At 62.2% G+C, this 16,363-nt stretch carries 15 protein-coding genes; 10 read left to right on the forward strand and 5 right to left on the reverse strand.

Going from position 1 to position 16,363, the window contains the following annotated elements:
- The first annotated feature begins 1 nt into the window (after position 1).
- Complete coding sequence (locus ACKFR8_RS07385) at positions 2 to 475, forward strand: inorganic diphosphatase (RefSeq protein WP_408929625.1); 474 nt, start codon at positions 2 to 4, stop codon at positions 473 to 475.
- Positions 476 to 949: 474 nt separating this feature from the next.
- Positions 950 to 1,507 carry a hypothetical protein gene (locus ACKFR8_RS07390; protein ID WP_306508097.1) on the forward strand — a complete coding sequence of 186 codons (558 nt, stop codon included), beginning with the start codon at positions 950 to 952 and terminating at the stop codon, positions 1,505 to 1,507.
- Between the two features lie 12 nt (positions 1,508 to 1,519).
- Here ACKFR8_RS07390 and ACKFR8_RS07395 read toward each other — a convergent pair whose 3' ends face one another.
- From ACKFR8_RS07395 to ACKFR8_RS07405, 3 genes are read right to left on the reverse strand one after another with little or no spacing between them, the layout of a single operon-like run.
- On the reverse strand, positions 1,520 to 2,449 hold the full coding sequence (locus ACKFR8_RS07395; RefSeq protein ID WP_408929626.1) for a S41 family peptidase: 930 nt from the start codon (positions 2,447 to 2,449) through the stop codon (positions 1,520 to 1,522).
- Positions 2,446 to 3,846, reverse strand: coding sequence for an FtsX-like permease family protein (locus ACKFR8_RS07400; protein ID WP_042532379.1), 1,401 nt, complete (start codon positions 3,844 to 3,846; stop codon positions 2,446 to 2,448). The genes ACKFR8_RS07395 and ACKFR8_RS07400 overlap by 4 nt, the downstream gene beginning before the upstream one ends.
- Complete coding sequence (locus ACKFR8_RS07405; RefSeq protein WP_408929627.1) at positions 3,843 to 4,529, reverse strand: ABC transporter ATP-binding protein; 687 nt, start codon at positions 4,527 to 4,529, stop codon at positions 3,843 to 3,845. The genes ACKFR8_RS07400 and ACKFR8_RS07405 overlap by 4 nt, the downstream gene beginning before the upstream one ends.
- Before the next feature lie 110 nt (positions 4,530 to 4,639).
- Here ACKFR8_RS07405 and ACKFR8_RS07410 point away from each other — a divergent pair, with 110 nt between their 5' ends.
- A complete protein-coding gene (locus ACKFR8_RS07410) occupies positions 4,640 to 5,338 on the forward strand; it encodes a sensor histidine kinase (protein WP_408929628.1) in 699 nt (232 codons plus the stop codon).
- Positions 5,335 to 5,991 (forward strand): LuxR C-terminal-related transcriptional regulator, encoded by a 657-nt coding sequence (locus tag ACKFR8_RS07415; RefSeq protein WP_408929629.1) that lies wholly within the window; start codon positions 5,335 to 5,337, stop codon positions 5,989 to 5,991. The genes ACKFR8_RS07410 and ACKFR8_RS07415 overlap by 4 nt, the downstream gene beginning before the upstream one ends.
- A gap of 159 nt (positions 5,992 to 6,150) precedes the next feature.
- Here the strand turns inward: ACKFR8_RS07415 and ACKFR8_RS07420 are convergent, their stop codons facing one another.
- Positions 6,151 to 6,963: an endonuclease domain-containing protein gene (locus tag ACKFR8_RS07420; protein ID WP_408929630.1), complete on the reverse strand. Its 813-nt coding sequence runs from the start codon at positions 6,961 to 6,963 to the stop codon at positions 6,151 to 6,153.
- Positions 6,964 to 7,358: 395 nt separating this feature from the next.
- Complete coding sequence (locus ACKFR8_RS07425; protein WP_408929631.1) at positions 7,359 to 8,204, reverse strand: hypothetical protein; 846 nt, start codon at positions 8,202 to 8,204, stop codon at positions 7,359 to 7,361.
- Positions 8,205 to 8,497: 293 nt separating this feature from the next.
- On the opposite strand from ACKFR8_RS07425, the gene ACKFR8_RS07430 reads away from it, so the two are divergent.
- The 6 genes from ACKFR8_RS07430 (at position 8,498) to ACKFR8_RS07455 (ending at position 16,273) form a co-directional block, all read left to right on the forward strand.
- The gene (locus tag ACKFR8_RS07430; protein WP_408929632.1) at positions 8,498 to 10,513 is read left to right on the forward strand and encodes a hypothetical protein; all 2,016 of its coding nucleotides are present in this window, start codon (positions 8,498 to 8,500) and stop codon (positions 10,511 to 10,513) included.
- Positions 10,514 to 10,540: 27 nt separating this feature from the next.
- Positions 10,541 to 10,843, forward strand: a complete 303-nt coding sequence (locus tag ACKFR8_RS07435) for a rhodanese-like domain-containing protein (RefSeq protein WP_408929633.1) — start codon at positions 10,541 to 10,543, stop codon at positions 10,841 to 10,843.
- A 69-nt stretch (positions 10,844 to 10,912) separates the two neighbouring features.
- Positions 10,913 to 11,242: a type II toxin-antitoxin system HicB family antitoxin gene (locus ACKFR8_RS07440; RefSeq protein WP_408929634.1), complete on the forward strand. Its 330-nt coding sequence runs from the start codon at positions 10,913 to 10,915 to the stop codon at positions 11,240 to 11,242.
- 61 nt (positions 11,243 to 11,303) lie between these two features.
- Complete coding sequence (locus ACKFR8_RS07445) at positions 11,304 to 11,798, forward strand: MarR family winged helix-turn-helix transcriptional regulator (protein WP_408929635.1); 495 nt, start codon at positions 11,304 to 11,306, stop codon at positions 11,796 to 11,798.
- Complete coding sequence (locus tag ACKFR8_RS07450; protein WP_408929636.1) at positions 11,799 to 15,737, forward strand: Pls/PosA family non-ribosomal peptide synthetase; 3,939 nt, start codon at positions 11,799 to 11,801, stop codon at positions 15,735 to 15,737. It abuts the gene before it with no gap.
- A gap of 389 nt (positions 15,738 to 16,126) precedes the next feature.
- Positions 16,127 to 16,273 carry a hypothetical protein gene (locus ACKFR8_RS07455; RefSeq protein ID WP_306507637.1) on the forward strand — a complete coding sequence of 49 codons (147 nt, stop codon included), beginning with the start codon at positions 16,127 to 16,129 and terminating at the stop codon, positions 16,271 to 16,273.
- Positions 16,274 to 16,363 lie beyond the last annotated feature (90 nt).

Genomic DNA, 16,363 nt, shown 5'->3' on the forward strand with positions numbered 1-16,363 from the left:
CGTGAGCGTTGAAGTAACCATCGAGATCCCCAAGGGCTCCCGCAACAAGTACGAGGTCGACCACGAGTCCGGCAAGGTCTACCTGGACCGCTACCTGTTCACCCCGATGGCCTACCCGGCTGACTACGGCTTCATCGACCACACCCTGGGTGAGGACGGCGACCCGCTCGACGCACTGGTTATCCTCCCGGAGCCGGTCTTCCCGGGCGTTGTGGTTGAGGCTCGCGTCGTCGGCGTGTTCAAGATGACCGATGAGGCCGGCGGCGACGACAAGCTCCTCGCTGTTATTGATGACCCGCGCTGGGAGCGCTACCAGGACATCAACGATGTGGAGCAGCACATCAAGGACGAGATCGAGCACTTCTTCGTCCACTACAAGGACCTGGAGCCGAACAAGGAAGTCTCCGGTTCCGGCTGGGGCGACAAGGCTGAGGCAGAGAAGATCCTCGAAGAGGCTAAGGCTCGCTTCAAGTAACTCACGTTTCTAGGGACGTTTCAATCAAATAGGGCCCAAAATTCGGGGGTTTGAGAGGCCCTAGTTGATCGAAACGTCTTTTTCTTTGTCGCCGCGACAGTACCCGATACATAACGTACGATTCGATCAAGTAGGGGGGCCGAAAACAGCGGTTTCGGGGGGCTTATTTGTTAGAACCGTACTCATCAGGGGCACATGGAGATTATCGAGGGACGCGCAGGCACTCGCCGCGCAGCTAATGGCCAGGCAATCAAGATTTGTCGCGGTCTGTATTTATCTGCGGAGCCAACACCGCGCCAACTCGCTGAAATCGTCTCAAGACGCTGGCCAGACTCAGCTCTGGATGGTTATTCCACCGCTCAGAACTATCTTGGTCAAGAGCTGACTTCTCCGCTTCAGTTCCTGCGCGCAGGAACGATGGCATCGAGCGAGTTCTTTCGCAGTAGGCGGGCGCGGCCCAAGGCGCTGGGCAGCATGAACGGGGTGAACGTGTGCAGCCCGCTGCAGTGCATTGAGGCGATGGCACAAGAGGATGCCGTGGCCTTCATCGAGGCATTCTTCGCCGGGCCACACGGGCGCTCGCGCATCGAGGCCGAACAGCTGGACTTTCACCGCCTGCCCCGGCATACGCGTGAGGTTCTGGAGAGGGCCATCGTCGGGGCGGATAGTAAGCCGGAGCGTGACCTCACCCGGGGCCTCGAGCCCCACGTCACAGTCCGCAACAACGTGCGGATTGGACCTTATCGCTGGGACCTGCTCCTAGAGGAGCACAAGGTGGCCATCGAGGTGGACGGCTACGCCTATCACAAAGGCGAGAACCGGCAGCGTTTCGAAATCGACCGCCAGAAGCTTAACGACGCCGTCCAGCGCGGCTACCTGCCCCTCCACTTCACCGCCGCCACGATTGAGCACCACCTCGACGTCGCGGTTCACCAGGTCCTCGCGGTCATAAAAGGGCGGGGCGAGTTCGTTCCTCCACCGTGGAAGTGGCACCACTACTGGCGGTGGGAAGGCGAACGTTGGGCCAGCTAGCGTTGCGGCGTACTAGCCACACTGGGAGGCAAGCCAGCCGTCGAGCTCGGACTCCGGGGCATCTGGGGCGATGGGGTCCTCGGCGAACTCCTCTCCCGTGCGCGCCTTGTCCTTGGCGGTAGTGAGCATGAGCGAGCGGCCGTCCGGGTAGTCCAACACCACGTTGGCGGAGGCGTAGCCCGCGGTCGGCTCGCCGAAGGTGCGCACGTTGTCCAAGCCACGGAAGGCCAGGAGGGTGGCTTCGGCGGAGGAGGCGGTGTCGGCGTCGGTAATTACGGCAACGGGGACCGAAAGCTTGCCTCCCGTCGTGGTGGTGGGGGTGCCGCCGCCGGTGACGGAGTTGCCGTCGATGGTGACGTCAGTATTGCCCATGCGGCTGACAAAGGAGAGCGCGGTGCCGTCCGGCAGCAATGGGCTTAAGCCCGCGTACATGGGGCCCATGTCCCCGCCGCCGTTGCCGCGCAGGTCCACCACGGCAGCACAGGCCTCCGGGTGGGCGGTCAGGCCGTGGGCAAGTGTGTCGGCGTAGGCCTGGCCGTCGGCGTGGCGGCCAATCGACGGCACGGTGGCGCGCAGGACACCGTTCTCAAAGTCGACGGAGGGATCGGTGCCCTCGATGGCCTTTTCTTTTTCGGTGCTAAAGACGTTGGAGTGCTTGCCACCGGCGGCGTCAATGGCGGCATCGAGGAGATCCGGGTTCGTGGGGTCCTCCTTAAAGGCCTCGCGGGCGCGCTGGAATTCTTCGCTTTCGCCGTAAATGCCGGTGAAAGCTGCGGTGTCCACCATCGCGGTGTTGATGCGCTTTTCGCTGGCGTTGAAGAGGAATACGGGTTTGCCCGCAAACACCCCGCCATAGGAGGGGCCGAAGAAGTACACGGCCGCGACCACGGCGATGAGAGCAACGACGAACAGGCCACCGAAGATTTTCAGTACAGTTTTCATTCTTTTCGCCGTCCCGTGCGCAACACGTAACCGCGGAGAGGCTCCACAATCACGATGGCAAGGAGCGTAACCAGCCAGCCCACTGCCAAGAAGCCGAAGGCCATGAGCAGGCGGGCGAGTACATTGACGTCGCTTGACTCGACGCTGGAGAAGAACATCAGCGAGGCAATCCCGCCGCCAAAGAGGAAGCCGAAGAAACTCAATCCCACGACGGGCCCCATGACCGCAAGCGCGCCGGACCGGAACTGGAAGCCACGCGGCACGCCCATGAGATCCAGGGAGCGGATGAGCTCCTTGTCCTCAAAAATGCCGGAGACCTGCCCCAGGATGATGGACATGGTGGTCAGCGTGAAGCCAAAGATGAGGGTCAACACGACACCGGTGGAGATGTCTTTGAACACCACGTTCGTTCCGGGGTCTTCCTTGAGCGACAGAGCCAGGGCATCGGAGCCCAAGGGCGCGGTAACGAGGAATCCCGCCAAGTAACCGAAGAAGCCGATGGCAGCACTCCGCCTCCACGCGGGGCGCGCATTACCCGCCACGCGCTGGCAGGCCACGAAGTGCGCGGTACCCGGGAAGAGGGACAAGATGTGCGCGCCGAGCTGCAGGATGAAGGGAGCGATGAGGTTGATGCTCATCAGCATGCCGAACATAACCACGATGACCATAGCGGTGGGCGGGCCCGCCTTGCCGAAGAGGAAAGCCCCGCCGACCGCCACGATGACAAGGAAGACGATGGCGCGCCACCAGCGGTAAGCCGCGGGCATCTGACGCTTAGCCACGCCCAGCGGGCTCACCCGCACCCGGCGCATGCCGACGAGTGCTGCACCGATGGCCAGCAGAAAGAGCACGCCGGCCACGGCCAGATAACCCCACCAGGGCAGCAGAATCTCAGGCAAAGAAATGGAGCGCATCTGGAAGTCCAGCTGGGTGAAGACCGGCGCGATGAGCTGGCTGATCAGCCCGCCGAGCACGATGCCAATGATGGCTTGCAGGCCCGTCTCCACGATGGCCATGCGCTCCACCTGGCGGGAGCTCAATCCCAACAGGCGCAGGGTGGCCAGGCGCTGCTCCCTGCCTGAGGCGCCGAGGACAGCGGCTTGGGCTGTGAGGTTAAACAGCGCCGGAAGAATGAAGGCGCAGGCCAACAGGGCCAGAGCAAACCACGAATACAGGAAGAACTCAATCTCGTTGCCGAAGGGCTCCTTGAGTGCCGGGGCGGCGTCCTCGACGTGCTGGGCGCGCTCCCAGAACATCCAGGTGCCACCCGCAACGAGGAAGGCAATGGCGGAACCAATGGTCAGGCTCACAATCGCCAGCACCGAGACAATTCCAGTACCGGAGCGCGCGCGTATCGATTCGCGCTGCAGGTCAAAGACCAAGGTTGCGGTGTTCATCGAATCACCCCAAGGCGGCGGTCGTCGTGGATGATGCCATCGCGAATCTCCACGCGGCGCTGCATCCAGTCGGCCACCTTCGGGTCGTGCGTGACCATGACCAGGCTCGCACCCGACTGGCGCACGATGGTGGTGAGCATCTGCATGACCTCATGGCCGGTGGACTGATCCAGCGCACCGGTGGGCTCATCGGCAAAGACCACGCCCGGATTGGCCACCAGCGCACGCGCAATGGTCACGCGCTGCGCCTGGCCGCCGGAAACCTGTGCCGGGCGGCGGTCCGCCAAATCGCCCAGGCCCAGCTGGTCCAACAGCTCCAGTGCTCGCTTGCGGGCGGCACTCCGCCCCATACCGTTGAGCATTGCGGGCAGCGCCACGTTGTCGACGTTGCTCAGCTCCGGCAGGAGCTGGCCATCTTGGAAGACGAAGCCGAAGTTGCGAAGGCGGAGGCGGGAGCGGGGGGCGTCGGAAAGCGCGGAGAGCTCCTCGTCCCCGTAGCGCACGCTACCGTGCGTGGGGGTGAGCACGCCGGACATGCAGTGCAGCAGCGTGGACTTGCCGGAGCCGGACGGCCCCATGACGGCCACGAGCTCGCCCGGCGCGATGTCGAGGGAGATTCCGGCGAGCACCGGGCCGCCGCCGAAATCCTTGGTGATGTCTGTCAGGGAAAGTGTTTGTGCCATGTCTCTCATTCCACCGTGAAGGGCCCGCGGAAAGAACAGCCCTAGCGTTGCTCTTTAAGGTAGTGCCAGCACTACCCCTGTAGTTCAGGGCGCCCGTTATGCTGTGAACCGTGTTCCGTAAAAAGCCCCAACCCACCACGCACGAGCAGCAGCAGGCGCAGCAGATCGCGCAGCTCACGGCCTCGCGCCGCGCCATCGCGGACGCCTACGAGGTCGAGCGCGCCCGCATCGAACGCGACCTGCACGACGGCGCGCAGCAATACCTCGTGGCTGCGAGTATGAAGTTGGGCGAGGCGCTTCTCGACGCCCCCTCTGACCTCACCGAGCTGCTCACCGCCGCCAAGCAGGACGTGGACCGCGGCCTGAATTCCCTGCGTACGACGGTGCACGGCATCCACCCACAGGTGCTGCAGGACCACGGCCTGGTCGCCGCGCTTGCCGACGCCGCCTCCTCCCACGGCCCCCACGTCAGCGTCTTCGCTCCGCATCCTTTGCCTGAGCTCTCCGCCTCCGTGCTGGCCTGCGGCTACTTCTTCGGCACGGAGGCGTTGACCAATGCGGCAAAACACGCGCCGGGCGCGCCGGTATCTGTTTTAGTGACCGCGGATGCCTCCTTGAAGATTGCGGTGGTGGATGAGGGCCCCGGCGGCGCACAGGTCGTCCCCGGGCACGGCTTGGCGGGGATGGCCGAGCGCCTCGCTGCCTTCGGCGGAGAAATGACGCTGTCCTCTCCCCCGGGCGGGCCGACCCGGGTGGCCGGGTCCATTCCCCTTCTTCTCGATCGCGGACAGACAGGAGTTCACCAATGAGTTTGAGAATCGTCGTGGCGGATGACTCCGCCATTCTGCGCGAGGGCCTGGCCGGCCTGTTGGAGCGCCGCGGGCATTCTGTAGTGGGCCAGGCGGACTCCGCCCCGGAGCTTGAGGCGGTGGTGGATAAGCTGCGCGATGAGCTTCCGGACATCGTCATCACGGACGTGCGCATGCCGCCGGGCATGGGCGACGATGGTTTGAAAGCCGCCGTGAACTTGAGAAACGCCTACCCGGGCCTGCCCGTTATGGTGCTGTCCCAGTACGTGGCCCCTGCATACGCGGTGGAACTTTTCGACTCCCCCGAGGCTGGCACCGGCTACCTTCTCAAAGACCGTGTCTCCGAGGTTCGCGACTTCCTGGCCAGCCTGGACGTGGTGGCCCAAGGCGGCACCGTCATCGACCCCACCGTGGCGCAAGCTTTAATGAGCTCCGGGCGCAGCGGACTGGGCGAGCTCACCCCGCGCGAGCGCGAAGTTCTCGAATTGATGTCGCGCGGCAAGTCCAACAAGGACATCGCCGCCGAGCTCGTCCTTTCTTCCGCCGCGGTGGCCAAGCACGTCTCCAACATCTTCACCAAGCTCCGGCTGGACCCCAGCGAGGACAACCGCCGCGTGAAAGCCATTCTGGAGTACCTCTCCGCGCACCGCTAAAATACACCGGCCAGCGAGGGGCCAGCGCCGTGTAAGTCCCTTTGACCCCATGCGCCCCACAAGAACCGCCGCGGGCCACCCGCACGACGCTCACGGTAAATAGAGCGCGAAAATCCGCGCCATTTTCCGGCGCTATTTACCGTGAACGACATCGCCTCCTCACACGAACATCCGGTGCCACATCCACGGCGGGTCTAAATAGCGTCTGTTCCCTCCCGCGACCCCGCGCACCTGCTCCACCACCTCGTCGATATGGTGCTCGATGGTGGTCGCAGTGAAGTGCAGAGGCGTATACCCCCGATGCACAACGTCATTAAGTTTCTGACGATCAAGCTCGAATTGCCGCCGGTTCTCTCCCCGGTGGTAGGCGTAACCGTCAACCTCGATGGCAATCTTGCAGTCCTCCAACAAAAGATCCCAGCGGTAGGGCCCAATTTTGACGTTGTTGCGCACCTTAAAGAAGGGCTCCAAAGCACGAGTTAAAGCTTTCTCTGGGACGCTATCCGCGCCGATCACAGCCTTGTCCAGCGCGCGCCGGGTGTGCTTGGGAAACCGCCGAAAGTCCATGGCAAGCAGCCTTAATCTGCTTTCCGCATCACCGCCGGCGAAAAACTTCTCCAGAAACATCACCGCATGCTTCTCCTCCATGGCTTCCACCGCCTGCAGCGGATTACACACATTAATGCCGTCGTACAGAAAGACGCCCTTCGGCTGCGCACGGCGGCATACAAAGTAGCGCGTGTCCTCCAGGCCCTTCTCACGAATGAGCTGCAACGGAAATTTGGGTTTTCGCCCGAGGAAAATCATCCCCGCGGAATAGCCATCCAGTGCGCAGTCCGGCCAGTGTTTACTGACTACCTTCGCCAATTCCAACGGCGTTGGTTCACTGGGCAGGTAGAGCCCCCGCGTGATTTTTACTGCTTCCCCCTTGGCCGCAGCTAGTGGCCCAGCGCGGCCAACAATTTTCTCCATGCAGTCCCCTCCGATTGAAAGCCCCTCCCCCGTGCTGCTCACAATAAAGTGCCCCTTAAAAGCCCGCAACCGCAGAAACGTAGATGAGCTTCGTGCAGCGGCCTGGGCAGGCTTACCCCGCGCGAGATCCTCGGTTCATCCCCACGGCGAGTCCAGCAAGGGCATCTCCGCGCACCGCTGGCGGGTCATTCTCTACGCTCACGGTAAATAGAGCGCGAAAACCCGCCATTTTCCGGCGCTAATTACCGCGAACGACATCGACTCCTCGCACTACCCGACGATTTAAGTGCCACAGCCAAATCCGTGGCTTACACCTGCGTGCTCTCCGCCACAACTCGTTCTTCAACACGACGAGTCACGCAGTTCTTAGCATCCCAATTCTGAGCAGTCGGGGCCTAACTTTCTGGCCGGTTTGTGCTCCGATTCAGCAGAATGCGAGAGCAAACCTTCACAAGGTTGAGATTCCATAGTCGGGCCTCATCGACCATAGCGAATTCGGTGGTGTCCTCATTCGAGATGTCCACTTCGATGGTGACGGCATTGTCAGCGGAAGAAATAATGGTGTAGTTAAGCCCTTCCAGCCTGTCAATTAAGGTAGTGACCGCTTCGCTAGTCGGGGAGGCCGTGCCCGAAAGCGAGGTAGCAATATCAACGAGCTCCTTTTCCTCGGGTACCTCATCACCACTGTCAATGAAGCAATATTGCTGAATCGGCGATCCATCCTCTGCAGGGGCGATGGAATGATCTTCCGCTGAACCAATTTTAGTGAGAGTAAGCGTCCCCGTGACGTCCTCAAACGCTAGTTGCTCGCGTGGACTGCGGTTGTTGCAGGCAAAGTGGATGGTGTCGCCGTCCCTCTTGGTGATAACAATCCCAGCATCACCAGTCATGTATTCATACGCGGGTTCCGCACCTTTCTTGTAACTATGGAGGTATTCGTTGAAAACACTGAGTCTGCCCGATTCTTGTCCGGTTCGAAGGAGAAAGCTTGTGCTATTGCTAACGCCGTCGGTGAGACGAATACTGTTTTCTGTCTCATCATCAGAAAGAACGAACTCAGCGTGAAAAGTCTTAAGCCTCATTGCAGTGGGCACCGTTCCTTGGCGAACCGCAAATTCGAGGTTCACAATATATTCGCTGTGAGGCTCGAGGTCCATACCGATACGGCTTTCAATGGTGATGCCGTCGATTTCAAGCGTGCCTTGTCGAAGCTCGGTACGCATTTCTGTCAGATCTTCCATTTAAGAGTTTCCCCTTCAACGTAAATGAGTAGTGAAAAAGTGGTGGAACACCCGCTTTCGCTATGAAGAGAAGGCCGAAACACCGGATTCCTATGCCGCCCAAAGTACATGCCCGAAATCTCATACGTTCGGCCCATTGGCTTGTGCGGCCTCCATCCTTCACGGGTTTCGTCGATTGTTCTGTTCCAGCGCACTCCCAGCAGCCGCTCAGGCAGATGTGACCCAGGTCGCCTACGATCGCTTTCAGCCTCAGAACAACGACAGGACCACCACCCTGGAAGGAAGCCACCAATATGGAGCTGCAGCTCAACATCGTGCGCTTTAAGCAAGAAACGATTGCTGACCATGACTATTTTCTGGAGTTGATACAAACAGAAGGGCTGGACTCCTTCCGGAAGCCAGATCCAGAAATGGAAGAGGCATCGGCGGCACTTTCCAAGCTCTTTGGACAGGAGCTTCCCGCGCATTCAGCCATCACGGTCACGATGGATTCAAGCGATGTAGAGCTCCAAGGACAACTAGATTTGTTGGCGTATCAACACGGCTTGGTGGTCTTCATTGGGACCACAGACATCCTCTTTAACGCGACTGGAATCCACGCAAGCAGCGATGGCCTTTCCTTCATCAGGAATTGCATGGGAACTACGTGGCGACAGGTCAGCAGACCTATGCTGGATCGCGCCTTTGAAGACGCACTGCGCCTGCCAGTGTCCGAACAGACGTGGATTCAAGTAATCAACCTCGGCGCGGACATACGAAGCTACGGACACGATATGTCCATGCGTTTGCTCGCAAGCGGTCAGTTCGAATTGATGTGGGCCAGCCTTCCGCCAGAGGCCACGGAACCAGTATTCCGCAGGCTCACTGTCGATACCTATGAAGAAGCACGAGAGCTTCTGCTTTCCTTTAGTGATCACAACCCAGTGATCGAAGAATTGGCGTGGGAGCCGCTGCTTCCCCCAGGATCGAAACCCATCTTAGATCTTTCAGCCCGCCACGAGATGCCGTGGCGCCGGCTGGACGCAGTGAAGGAGCTCCCCGCAGGGGTGATGGTCCACCTGCACAAATGGCCAACATTTTCCCTGGCCTACGGCCGCAATGCGCAGGGGCAGTGGACCGCGAAGGTTTACGATAACCTCGGCACCGACAATGTGCAGACCTTCGACATCGCAGACGAGGTCATCGCAGTGGCGGAGCACTATTTAGACGGCAACGGCGAGATGATTTCCACAGTCTTCCCGGACTCTTCCTTGTCGGATCCGGCGCCGTACACCACTGTCACCGCAATGGAGCTGCCAGAGCGCGAGGAGCAGTGGACTGAAGCATCAATATGCATGATGCACCGCATCCGCGCTGACCATAATGACGAGCCCAGCCCCCGGATGCAGAAATACATTGAGAGGATTAACACAAAGCTCGGAAACGAAATCCTCCTCGCTGAGGAACAGGTGGAGGCCCAAGCACTTACTCGGCTGCTCATCCCCGCTGACGTCAGGACGGTCACGATCGAGAGGCTTACTCATCTGGCACAGGACTATGGCATTTCGCTTGTTGTCGATGATTCCCTGGCGCTGTATAACCCGTCGGGCAAGCCGTTTCCAGGGGCCGAGAGCTGCCAGTTGAAGCTACTCGCGGATAAGTTGTATGTGAACACTTGGGAGGTGGCTACGTCCTCCTCCGTACTCGAAGCTGGGCTTCGCCTCTTCACAGGATGGAGACTTGAGGTTCGATCCGGAAGTCAGGTGGACTTCCAGGAGCGTTATACCTTGGAAACCACCTACACGGGCGACAACGTTTCGCTTGACCTTGTCACCCCCGACGGGAACCTACACGAAATCTCTTCCATCCCATTGCCCCTTGCTCTGGATGCGATGGTTGAATTCACCTACTCCCCAGCGCAATTGGTGGACAAAGTGAATTGGCAAGATCAGAAGTCTTCCTCAGATATCCCTGAGGAAGAGCGCTTCATGGTCAATGCTACGGTATTCGGCTCAGCTGCATATCTTTTCAACGATGACCTTCTCGAAGCAGTTCGCCAGGACGGCTTCCCCGAAGTGGGAGCGTGGGTAGCGGCCTTTGATCGAATAGTCTCGGGCGATTACTGCCAGGTCGACCGCGTAGAACCCTCAGAAACAGGGGCAGCGCGCTACCTCGTCGAATGGGGCCACAACAACGGCGAGGAGGAAAACTTCCAGATGCTCCTTGAGGACATCGACGAAGCCTTGTCCCTCCTTGAGCGATTTGTGAACGGCGACCGCGCAGAGTTTGAAGCCCTTCCCTGGACGCGGCGAGTGGAGGAACAGCACTAGGCCCAACGCGTGACTAGGGTATGGGGCATGAGAAACGTAACACCCCAGGAAGTACCAGAGAACGCCCAGCTTATCGACGTCCGCGAGGACCACGAGTGGAACACCGAGCACGCCCAGGGTGCTACGCACATCCCGATGGGAGACCTCGTCGAGCGCATCGACGAGATTGACCCGGACCAAGACATCTACGTCATCTGCCACCTAGGCGGACGCAGCATGCAGGTGTGCCAGTACTTGGAGCACACCAAGGGCTGGGACGTCATCAACGTCGACGGCGGCACGGATGCATGGAAGGCCCAGGGCTGCCCCATGGTTTACCCCAACCAGTAGTGGTACCATTTTCGGTACCATTCAAGTGTGGTATCCAAGATACCAAAGATCCTCACAAATAGGCACTTCATGAACCTCGCAGACAAATACACCTACCAAACCGCTTGGTCCGAAGAAGACGGCGAATTCGTTGCCACCGTCCTAGAGTTCCCCTCCCTGTCATGGCTCGACGCGTCCGCAGCCACCGCAGAATCCGAACTGCGAAGTGTCGTCGAGGAAGCGCTAGAAGATATGCAGCGCAACAATGAGCAAGCCCCAGAGCCGTTTGGCCAGCGCAGCTTTTCGGGGAAGTTCAACCTCCGTATCCCACAATCGCTCCATCGAAACCTGACCATCGAAGCCGAACGAGAGGGCGTGTCCCTCAATACTCTCATCGTTCAGAAGTTAGCCTCGGCATAAAACTAGTGGGATGCCACCCATGATTTAGGATTTCGACGGTAGGCGGGATAGAATCATCGGCATGTCTTCATCAAATTCTGTTGCTATCCCGACCGCTCTGCTGGAATCCCCGTCCTTCCAGCTGGAACGCCTCCGCCGCCGCACCCGCGATGGCGTTGAGGCTGCCCTGCAGACCAAGCAGACCACCCTGCGCGAGTACTGGGTGCTCACCTGCCTCGTGGAAGAGGCCGCGTCGTCCCAGTCCGCGCTGTCTGAGACCCTGGCCATCGACGCCTCCGATATGGTGCGCCTGCTCGATTCACTGGAGTCCCGCAACTGGGTCAAGCGCGAGCGCGACGCCAAGGACCGCCGCCGCCAGATCATCGCCTCCACCAAGAAGGGCGTAAAGGCCCACAAGGAGCTGGCGGAGCTCGTCGCCGCCGCCGAGGACGAGGCCCTGGATGAGTCCACCAACAAGCAGCTCAAGCACCTGCGCAAGCTGGCCAAGGCCATCATCGCCGCCGACGCCGCGCAGGATAGCCACGATGGCGCTGCCGAGACTGGGGCCGATGCGTAAATGACAGAGCCCGATACACACGCAGCGACGAACCCCATACCGCCGCAGTACCTCCTCGGCTCCGAGGCCGCGCCGGAGCGCACCTTGTGGGACATCGTGCGTACCACGGCGGAGCACTACCCGGACGCGGCAGCGCTCGATGACGGCGAGATCCTGACCTACGCCGAGCTGCTTGCCGACGTCTCCGCGTGGGCCTCCGAGCTCCACGCTAACGGTGTGCGCCGCGGCGACCGCATCGGCATCCGCATGACCTCCGGCAAGCGGGAGCTCTACCTGGCTATCTTGGCCACGCTCGCCGCCGGCGCCGCCTACGTGCCCGTCGACGCCGACGACCCGGACGAGCGCGCCGAGATGGTCTTTGGTGAGGCCGACATCGACGGTGTATTCACCGACGAAGGTTTCCGCATGGTGCGGGAAGGCGGGCCGCGCATGGCGCGCCCCACGTTCGACGAAAAGGACGATCGAGACGGCGCACTTTTCGAGGAACCGCGACCCGAAGACACCGCGTGGATCATCTTCACCTCCGGCTCGACGGGCAAGCCCAAGGGCGTGGCGGTAAGCCACCGCTCCGCCGCCGCCTTCGTCGACGCCGAGGCCGCCCTCTTCCTGGCCGATAGCCCCCATGGCCCGCTGGGCCCCGACGACCGCGTGCTGGCCGGCTTGTCTGTGGCCTTCGATGCCTCCTGCGAGGAAATGTGGCTGGCCTGGGGCCACGGCGCCTGCCTGGTTCCTGCCCCGCGCTCCCTGGTGCGTTCCGGCATGGACTTGGGCCCCTGGCTCATCCGCCGCGACATCACAGTGGTCTCCACCGTGCCGACCTTGGCCGGCCTGTGGCCCGCGGAGGCCTTGGACAACATCCGCCTCCTCATCGTCGGCGGCGAGGCCTGCTCCCAGGAGCTAGTGGACCGCCTGGCCACCGAGGACCGCGAAATGTGGAATACCTATGGCCCCACCGAGGCCACCGTCGTGGCCTGCGCGCAGCGCATGCTGCCGGGCCAGCCGGTATCGATTGGGCTGCCGTTGAAGGGGTGGGACCTGGTGGTCGTCGACAAGCATGGCGTCCCCGTGAACATCGGTGAGGTCGGCGAACTCGTCATCGGCGGCGTGGGGCTGGCTGCCTACCTGGACCCGGTCAAGGACGCGGAGAAGTATGCGCCGCTGGAGTCCATGGGATGGGAGCGTGCCTACCGCACCGGTGACCACGTGCGCCTGGAAGAGGACGGCCTGTACTTCGTGGGCCGCGTCGATGACCAGGTCAAGATTGGTGGCCGCCGCATCGAGCTCGGTGAGGTGGAAGCCAACGTCGCCGCACTGCCGAACGTGTACAACTCCGCCGTGGCCGTGCAGAAGACGCCGGGCGGCGAGTCCGTGCTCGTGGGCTACGCCTCCCTAGAGGACCCGGACCTGGGGTTTGACCACGATGCCGCACATGAGCGCCTGGCGGACACCATGCCCGCCGCCCTAGTGCCGCGCATCTGCGTCATGGAGGAGCTGCCCGTGCGCACCTCCGGCAAGGTGGATAAGAAAGCCCTGCCGTGGCCGCTGCCCGGCGTGGGCGTGGAGGCCGCGGGCCTCAACCCGACCGAGCAGTGGCTGGCGGAGCTGTGGGTCGAGACCCTCGGTGTCTCCGTCGACGACGTCAATGCTGACTTCTTCTCCCTCGGTGGCACCTCGCTGGCCGCCGCGACGCTGGTGGGCCGCATCCGCGAGCGCTTCCCCACCGTGGCCGTGCGCGATCTCTACGACCACCCGCGCCTGGGTTCGCTGGCGGAACAGCTCGCCGGGACTGAGTCTGTCGAGGACGCCGGTCCTATCCGCGAGGTCAAGCCCGTGAGCGTGGGCACGCGCATCGCGCAGACCCTGATTCAGATCCCGGTGATGACCGTGGCCGCCACCAGCTGGTTGGCCTGGCTGTTGCTGGGGTCCAACGTAGCGAACCTGCTCGGCGTGGACTGGTCACTGACCACCCCGTGGTGGCTGGTGGCTATCCTCCTCGTCGTGTTCGTCACGCCTATCGGGCGCATCCCACTGGGCGGTTACGGCGCGCGGCTTATCACCGCCGGCATCACGCCCGGCGAGTACCCGCGCGGTGGCGCTACCCACCTGCGTGTGTGGGCGGCGGAGCGCTGGGCCAACGCCACCGGTGCGAGCTCCCTGGCCGGTGCTACCCGCGTCAACAACTACGCCCGCGCCCTGGGCGTGAAGATTGGCCGCGGCGTGGACCTGCACTCGCTGCCGCCGGTGACCGGCCTGCTCAAGTTGGGAAAGCACGCTGCCATCGAGCCGGAGGTCGACTTGTGCGGCTACTGGCTGGACGGCGACGTCTTCCACGTCGGCGCTATCGAGGTCAAGGAAGGCGCGCGCGTGGGTGCGCGCTCGACGCTGCTGCCCGGCACCGTCGTGGGCAAGTACGCCCACGTGGAGGCCGGCTCCACTGTGACCGCGCGCAAGAAGATCAAGGACGGTCAGCGCTGGTCCGGCTCGCCGGCGATGAAGGTGGGCCGCTCCAAGCACCGCTTCCCGTCCCACGCCCCGAAGCGCCGCCCGCTGTGGGTGCCGGTGTACGACGCCACCGCGGTGCTGCTCGCGCTCCAGCCCATCGTGGCGCTGGGCGTTGGCGCTGCCGCGGTGATGGAGCTGGTGCAGCTTACCGACGGCTCCCCGGCGATCGGCGCCATCTTCTTCGCCCCGGTGGGCGCGCTGGTGGCGTTTGCCACCTACATGCTGCAGACCTGGCTGGGTGTGCGCGTGCTCTCGCTGGGGCTCAAGCCCGGCATCACCGCGGTGCGTTCCTTCGCGGGCTGGCGCCTGTGGGCCATCGAGCGCCTCATGGATGAGGCCCGCACGAAGCTCTTCCCGCTCTACGCCTCCCAGCTCACCCCGACGTGGCTGCGCTCCCTGGGCGCGACGATTGGAAAGGACGTGGAGATTTCCACCGCCGTCATGGTGCCGAAGTTCACCGAGGTCAAGGACGGCGCGTTCCTGGCGGACGACACCATGATTGGCGGCTACGAGCTCGGCGGCGGCTGGATGCTCGCCGGCGAGTCCAAGGTGGGCAAGCGCTCCTTCGTGGGCAACTCCGGTATTACCGGCCCGGGCCGCAAGCTGTCGAAGAACTCACTGGTGGCCGTGCTCTCCTCGACACCGAAGAAGACCAAGGCCGGCGCGAACTGGTGGGGTTCCCCTCCGGAGCGCATGCGCCGCGTGGAGGCGCACGTGGATGGCGTGCAGGGCGAGTCCCTCACCTACTCCCCCGGCTTCGGCGTCAAGGCCGCCCGCGGTCTCATCGAGACGATGCGCCTCTTGGCCCCCATGGCCTCGGCCATGCTGCTGGCTGGCACCCTAGTGGCGCTCTACGCCCTCGCGGACTCCCTGGGCGTTGCGCTGACCTGGTTGCTCGGCGGACTGGTCCTCATGGCCGCCGGCGCCATCTCCGTCGCCGTCACAGTGGCGGTGAAGTGGATCTGCGTGGGCAAGCACACCCCGGGTGATCACCCGTTGTGGTCGGCCTTTGTCTGGCTCAACGAGCTGCAGGATACCTTCGTGGAGGTCCTCGCCGCGCCGTGGTTCTTCAACCACACCGCCGGCATGGGTGAAATCAACCAGGGCCTGCGCGCGCTCGGCGTGCGAATCGGCCGGGGCGCGTGGATTGACTCCTACTGGTTCCCGGAGACCGACCTCTGCGCCGTGGGCGCGGGTGCCTCCGTCGGCCCCGGCACCGTGGTGCAGACCCACCTGTTCCAGGACCGCGTCATGAGCCTGGACACCGTGACCATTGAGGCCAGCTCCACGCTGGGCTCGCACTCGGTGGCGCTGCCGGCCTCCCGCATCGGCACCGCCGCCACCGTGGGCCCAGGCTCCCTGGTCATGCGCGGCGACCAGGTGCCCCGCAACTCCGTGTGGCAGGGCAACCCCATCGAGCCGTGGAAACGCTCATAGAACCTTCCGGCTAAGCCCCAGTAGCCCCCGCTTGTCGATGTTTGCACCCCCATACATCGTTAAGCGGGGGTTTATGTTTCGCCACCATCGTGTGACCGCGAAAAAAGTCCAGCGTCCCTACCACCTGGGTGTTACTCTGAGAACGAAACTGAAACATTAACAAACCGTTCGCGGTGATACGAGGCTTTCGGTTTCATGCTGTCCCCCTCTAACTCACAAGGAGTTTACAAACAATGATCAGCACGATCCTGTCCTCTTACGGTCTCTACAGCATTCTCACTCGTCTGGGCCAGATGGCAGAAATCCCGGCCATCGAGAACTTCGTACAGTCCTTCCACGTCTAGAATTCCCCCGCGTTCCAATCTAACTCTTTCAAGGAGACATTTATTATGGGCACCGCAGCAACCATCATCACCTCCATCATCGGTTCCTTAAGCGGAGCCGTTACCCTTGGGCTTTCTTCCTTTGGCCTGTACGACCTCCTGCTGGAAACCGGCCACATCGCGCCGATCGCTCAGATTGAGGCCCTCTTCTAAAACTGGCCAACGCCAAATGCCCTAGCCCCACAGTGGGGCTAGGGCATTGCTCGTATTCGGGGACAGGGCCAGGGGTTATGGGTTAGGCCC

Source organism: Corynebacterium axilliensis (genome assembly GCF_046097495.1).
Taxonomy (GTDB): domain Bacteria; phylum Actinomycetota; class Actinomycetes; order Mycobacteriales; family Mycobacteriaceae; genus Corynebacterium.

Excerpts from the sequence above, each read along its gene's own strand:
- ACKFR8_RS07430 (WP_408929632.1), top strand. The coding sequence starts at position 8,498 with ATGGAGCTGCAGCTCAACATCGTGCGCTTTAAGCAAGAAACGATTGCT.
- ACKFR8_RS07455 (WP_306507637.1), top strand. The coding sequence starts at position 16,127 with ATGGGCACCGCAGCAACCATCATCACCTCCATCATCGGTTCCTTAAGC.
- ACKFR8_RS07440 (WP_408929634.1), top strand. The coding sequence starts at position 10,913 with ATGAACCTCGCAGACAAATACACCTACCAAACCGCTTGGTCCGAAGAA.
- ACKFR8_RS07445 (WP_408929635.1), top strand. The coding sequence starts at position 11,304 with ATGTCTTCATCAAATTCTGTTGCTATCCCGACCGCTCTGCTGGAATCC.
- ACKFR8_RS07435 (WP_408929633.1), top strand. The coding sequence starts at position 10,541 with ATGAGAAACGTAACACCCCAGGAAGTACCAGAGAACGCCCAGCTTATC.
- ACKFR8_RS07405 (WP_408929627.1), bottom strand. The coding sequence starts at position 4,529 with ATGGCACAAACACTTTCCCTGACAGACATCACCAAGGATTTCGGCGGC.
- ACKFR8_RS07425 (WP_408929631.1), bottom strand. The coding sequence starts at position 8,204 with ATGGAAGATCTGACAGAAATGCGTACCGAGCTTCGACAAGGCACGCTT.
- ACKFR8_RS07420 (WP_408929630.1), bottom strand. The coding sequence starts at position 6,963 with ATGGAGAAAATTGTTGGCCGCGCTGGGCCACTAGCTGCGGCCAAGGGG.
- ACKFR8_RS07450 (WP_408929636.1), top strand. The coding sequence starts at position 11,799 with ATGACAGAGCCCGATACACACGCAGCGACGAACCCCATACCGCCGCAG.
- ACKFR8_RS07415 (WP_408929629.1), top strand. The coding sequence starts at position 5,335 with ATGAGTTTGAGAATCGTCGTGGCGGATGACTCCGCCATTCTGCGCGAG.
- ACKFR8_RS07390 (WP_306508097.1), top strand. The coding sequence starts at position 950 with ATGAACGGGGTGAACGTGTGCAGCCCGCTGCAGTGCATTGAGGCGATG.
- ACKFR8_RS07395 (WP_408929626.1), bottom strand. The coding sequence starts at position 2,449 with ATGAAAACTGTACTGAAAATCTTCGGTGGCCTGTTCGTCGTTGCTCTC.
- ACKFR8_RS07400 (WP_042532379.1), bottom strand. The coding sequence starts at position 3,846 with ATGAACACCGCAACCTTGGTCTTTGACCTGCAGCGCGAATCGATACGC.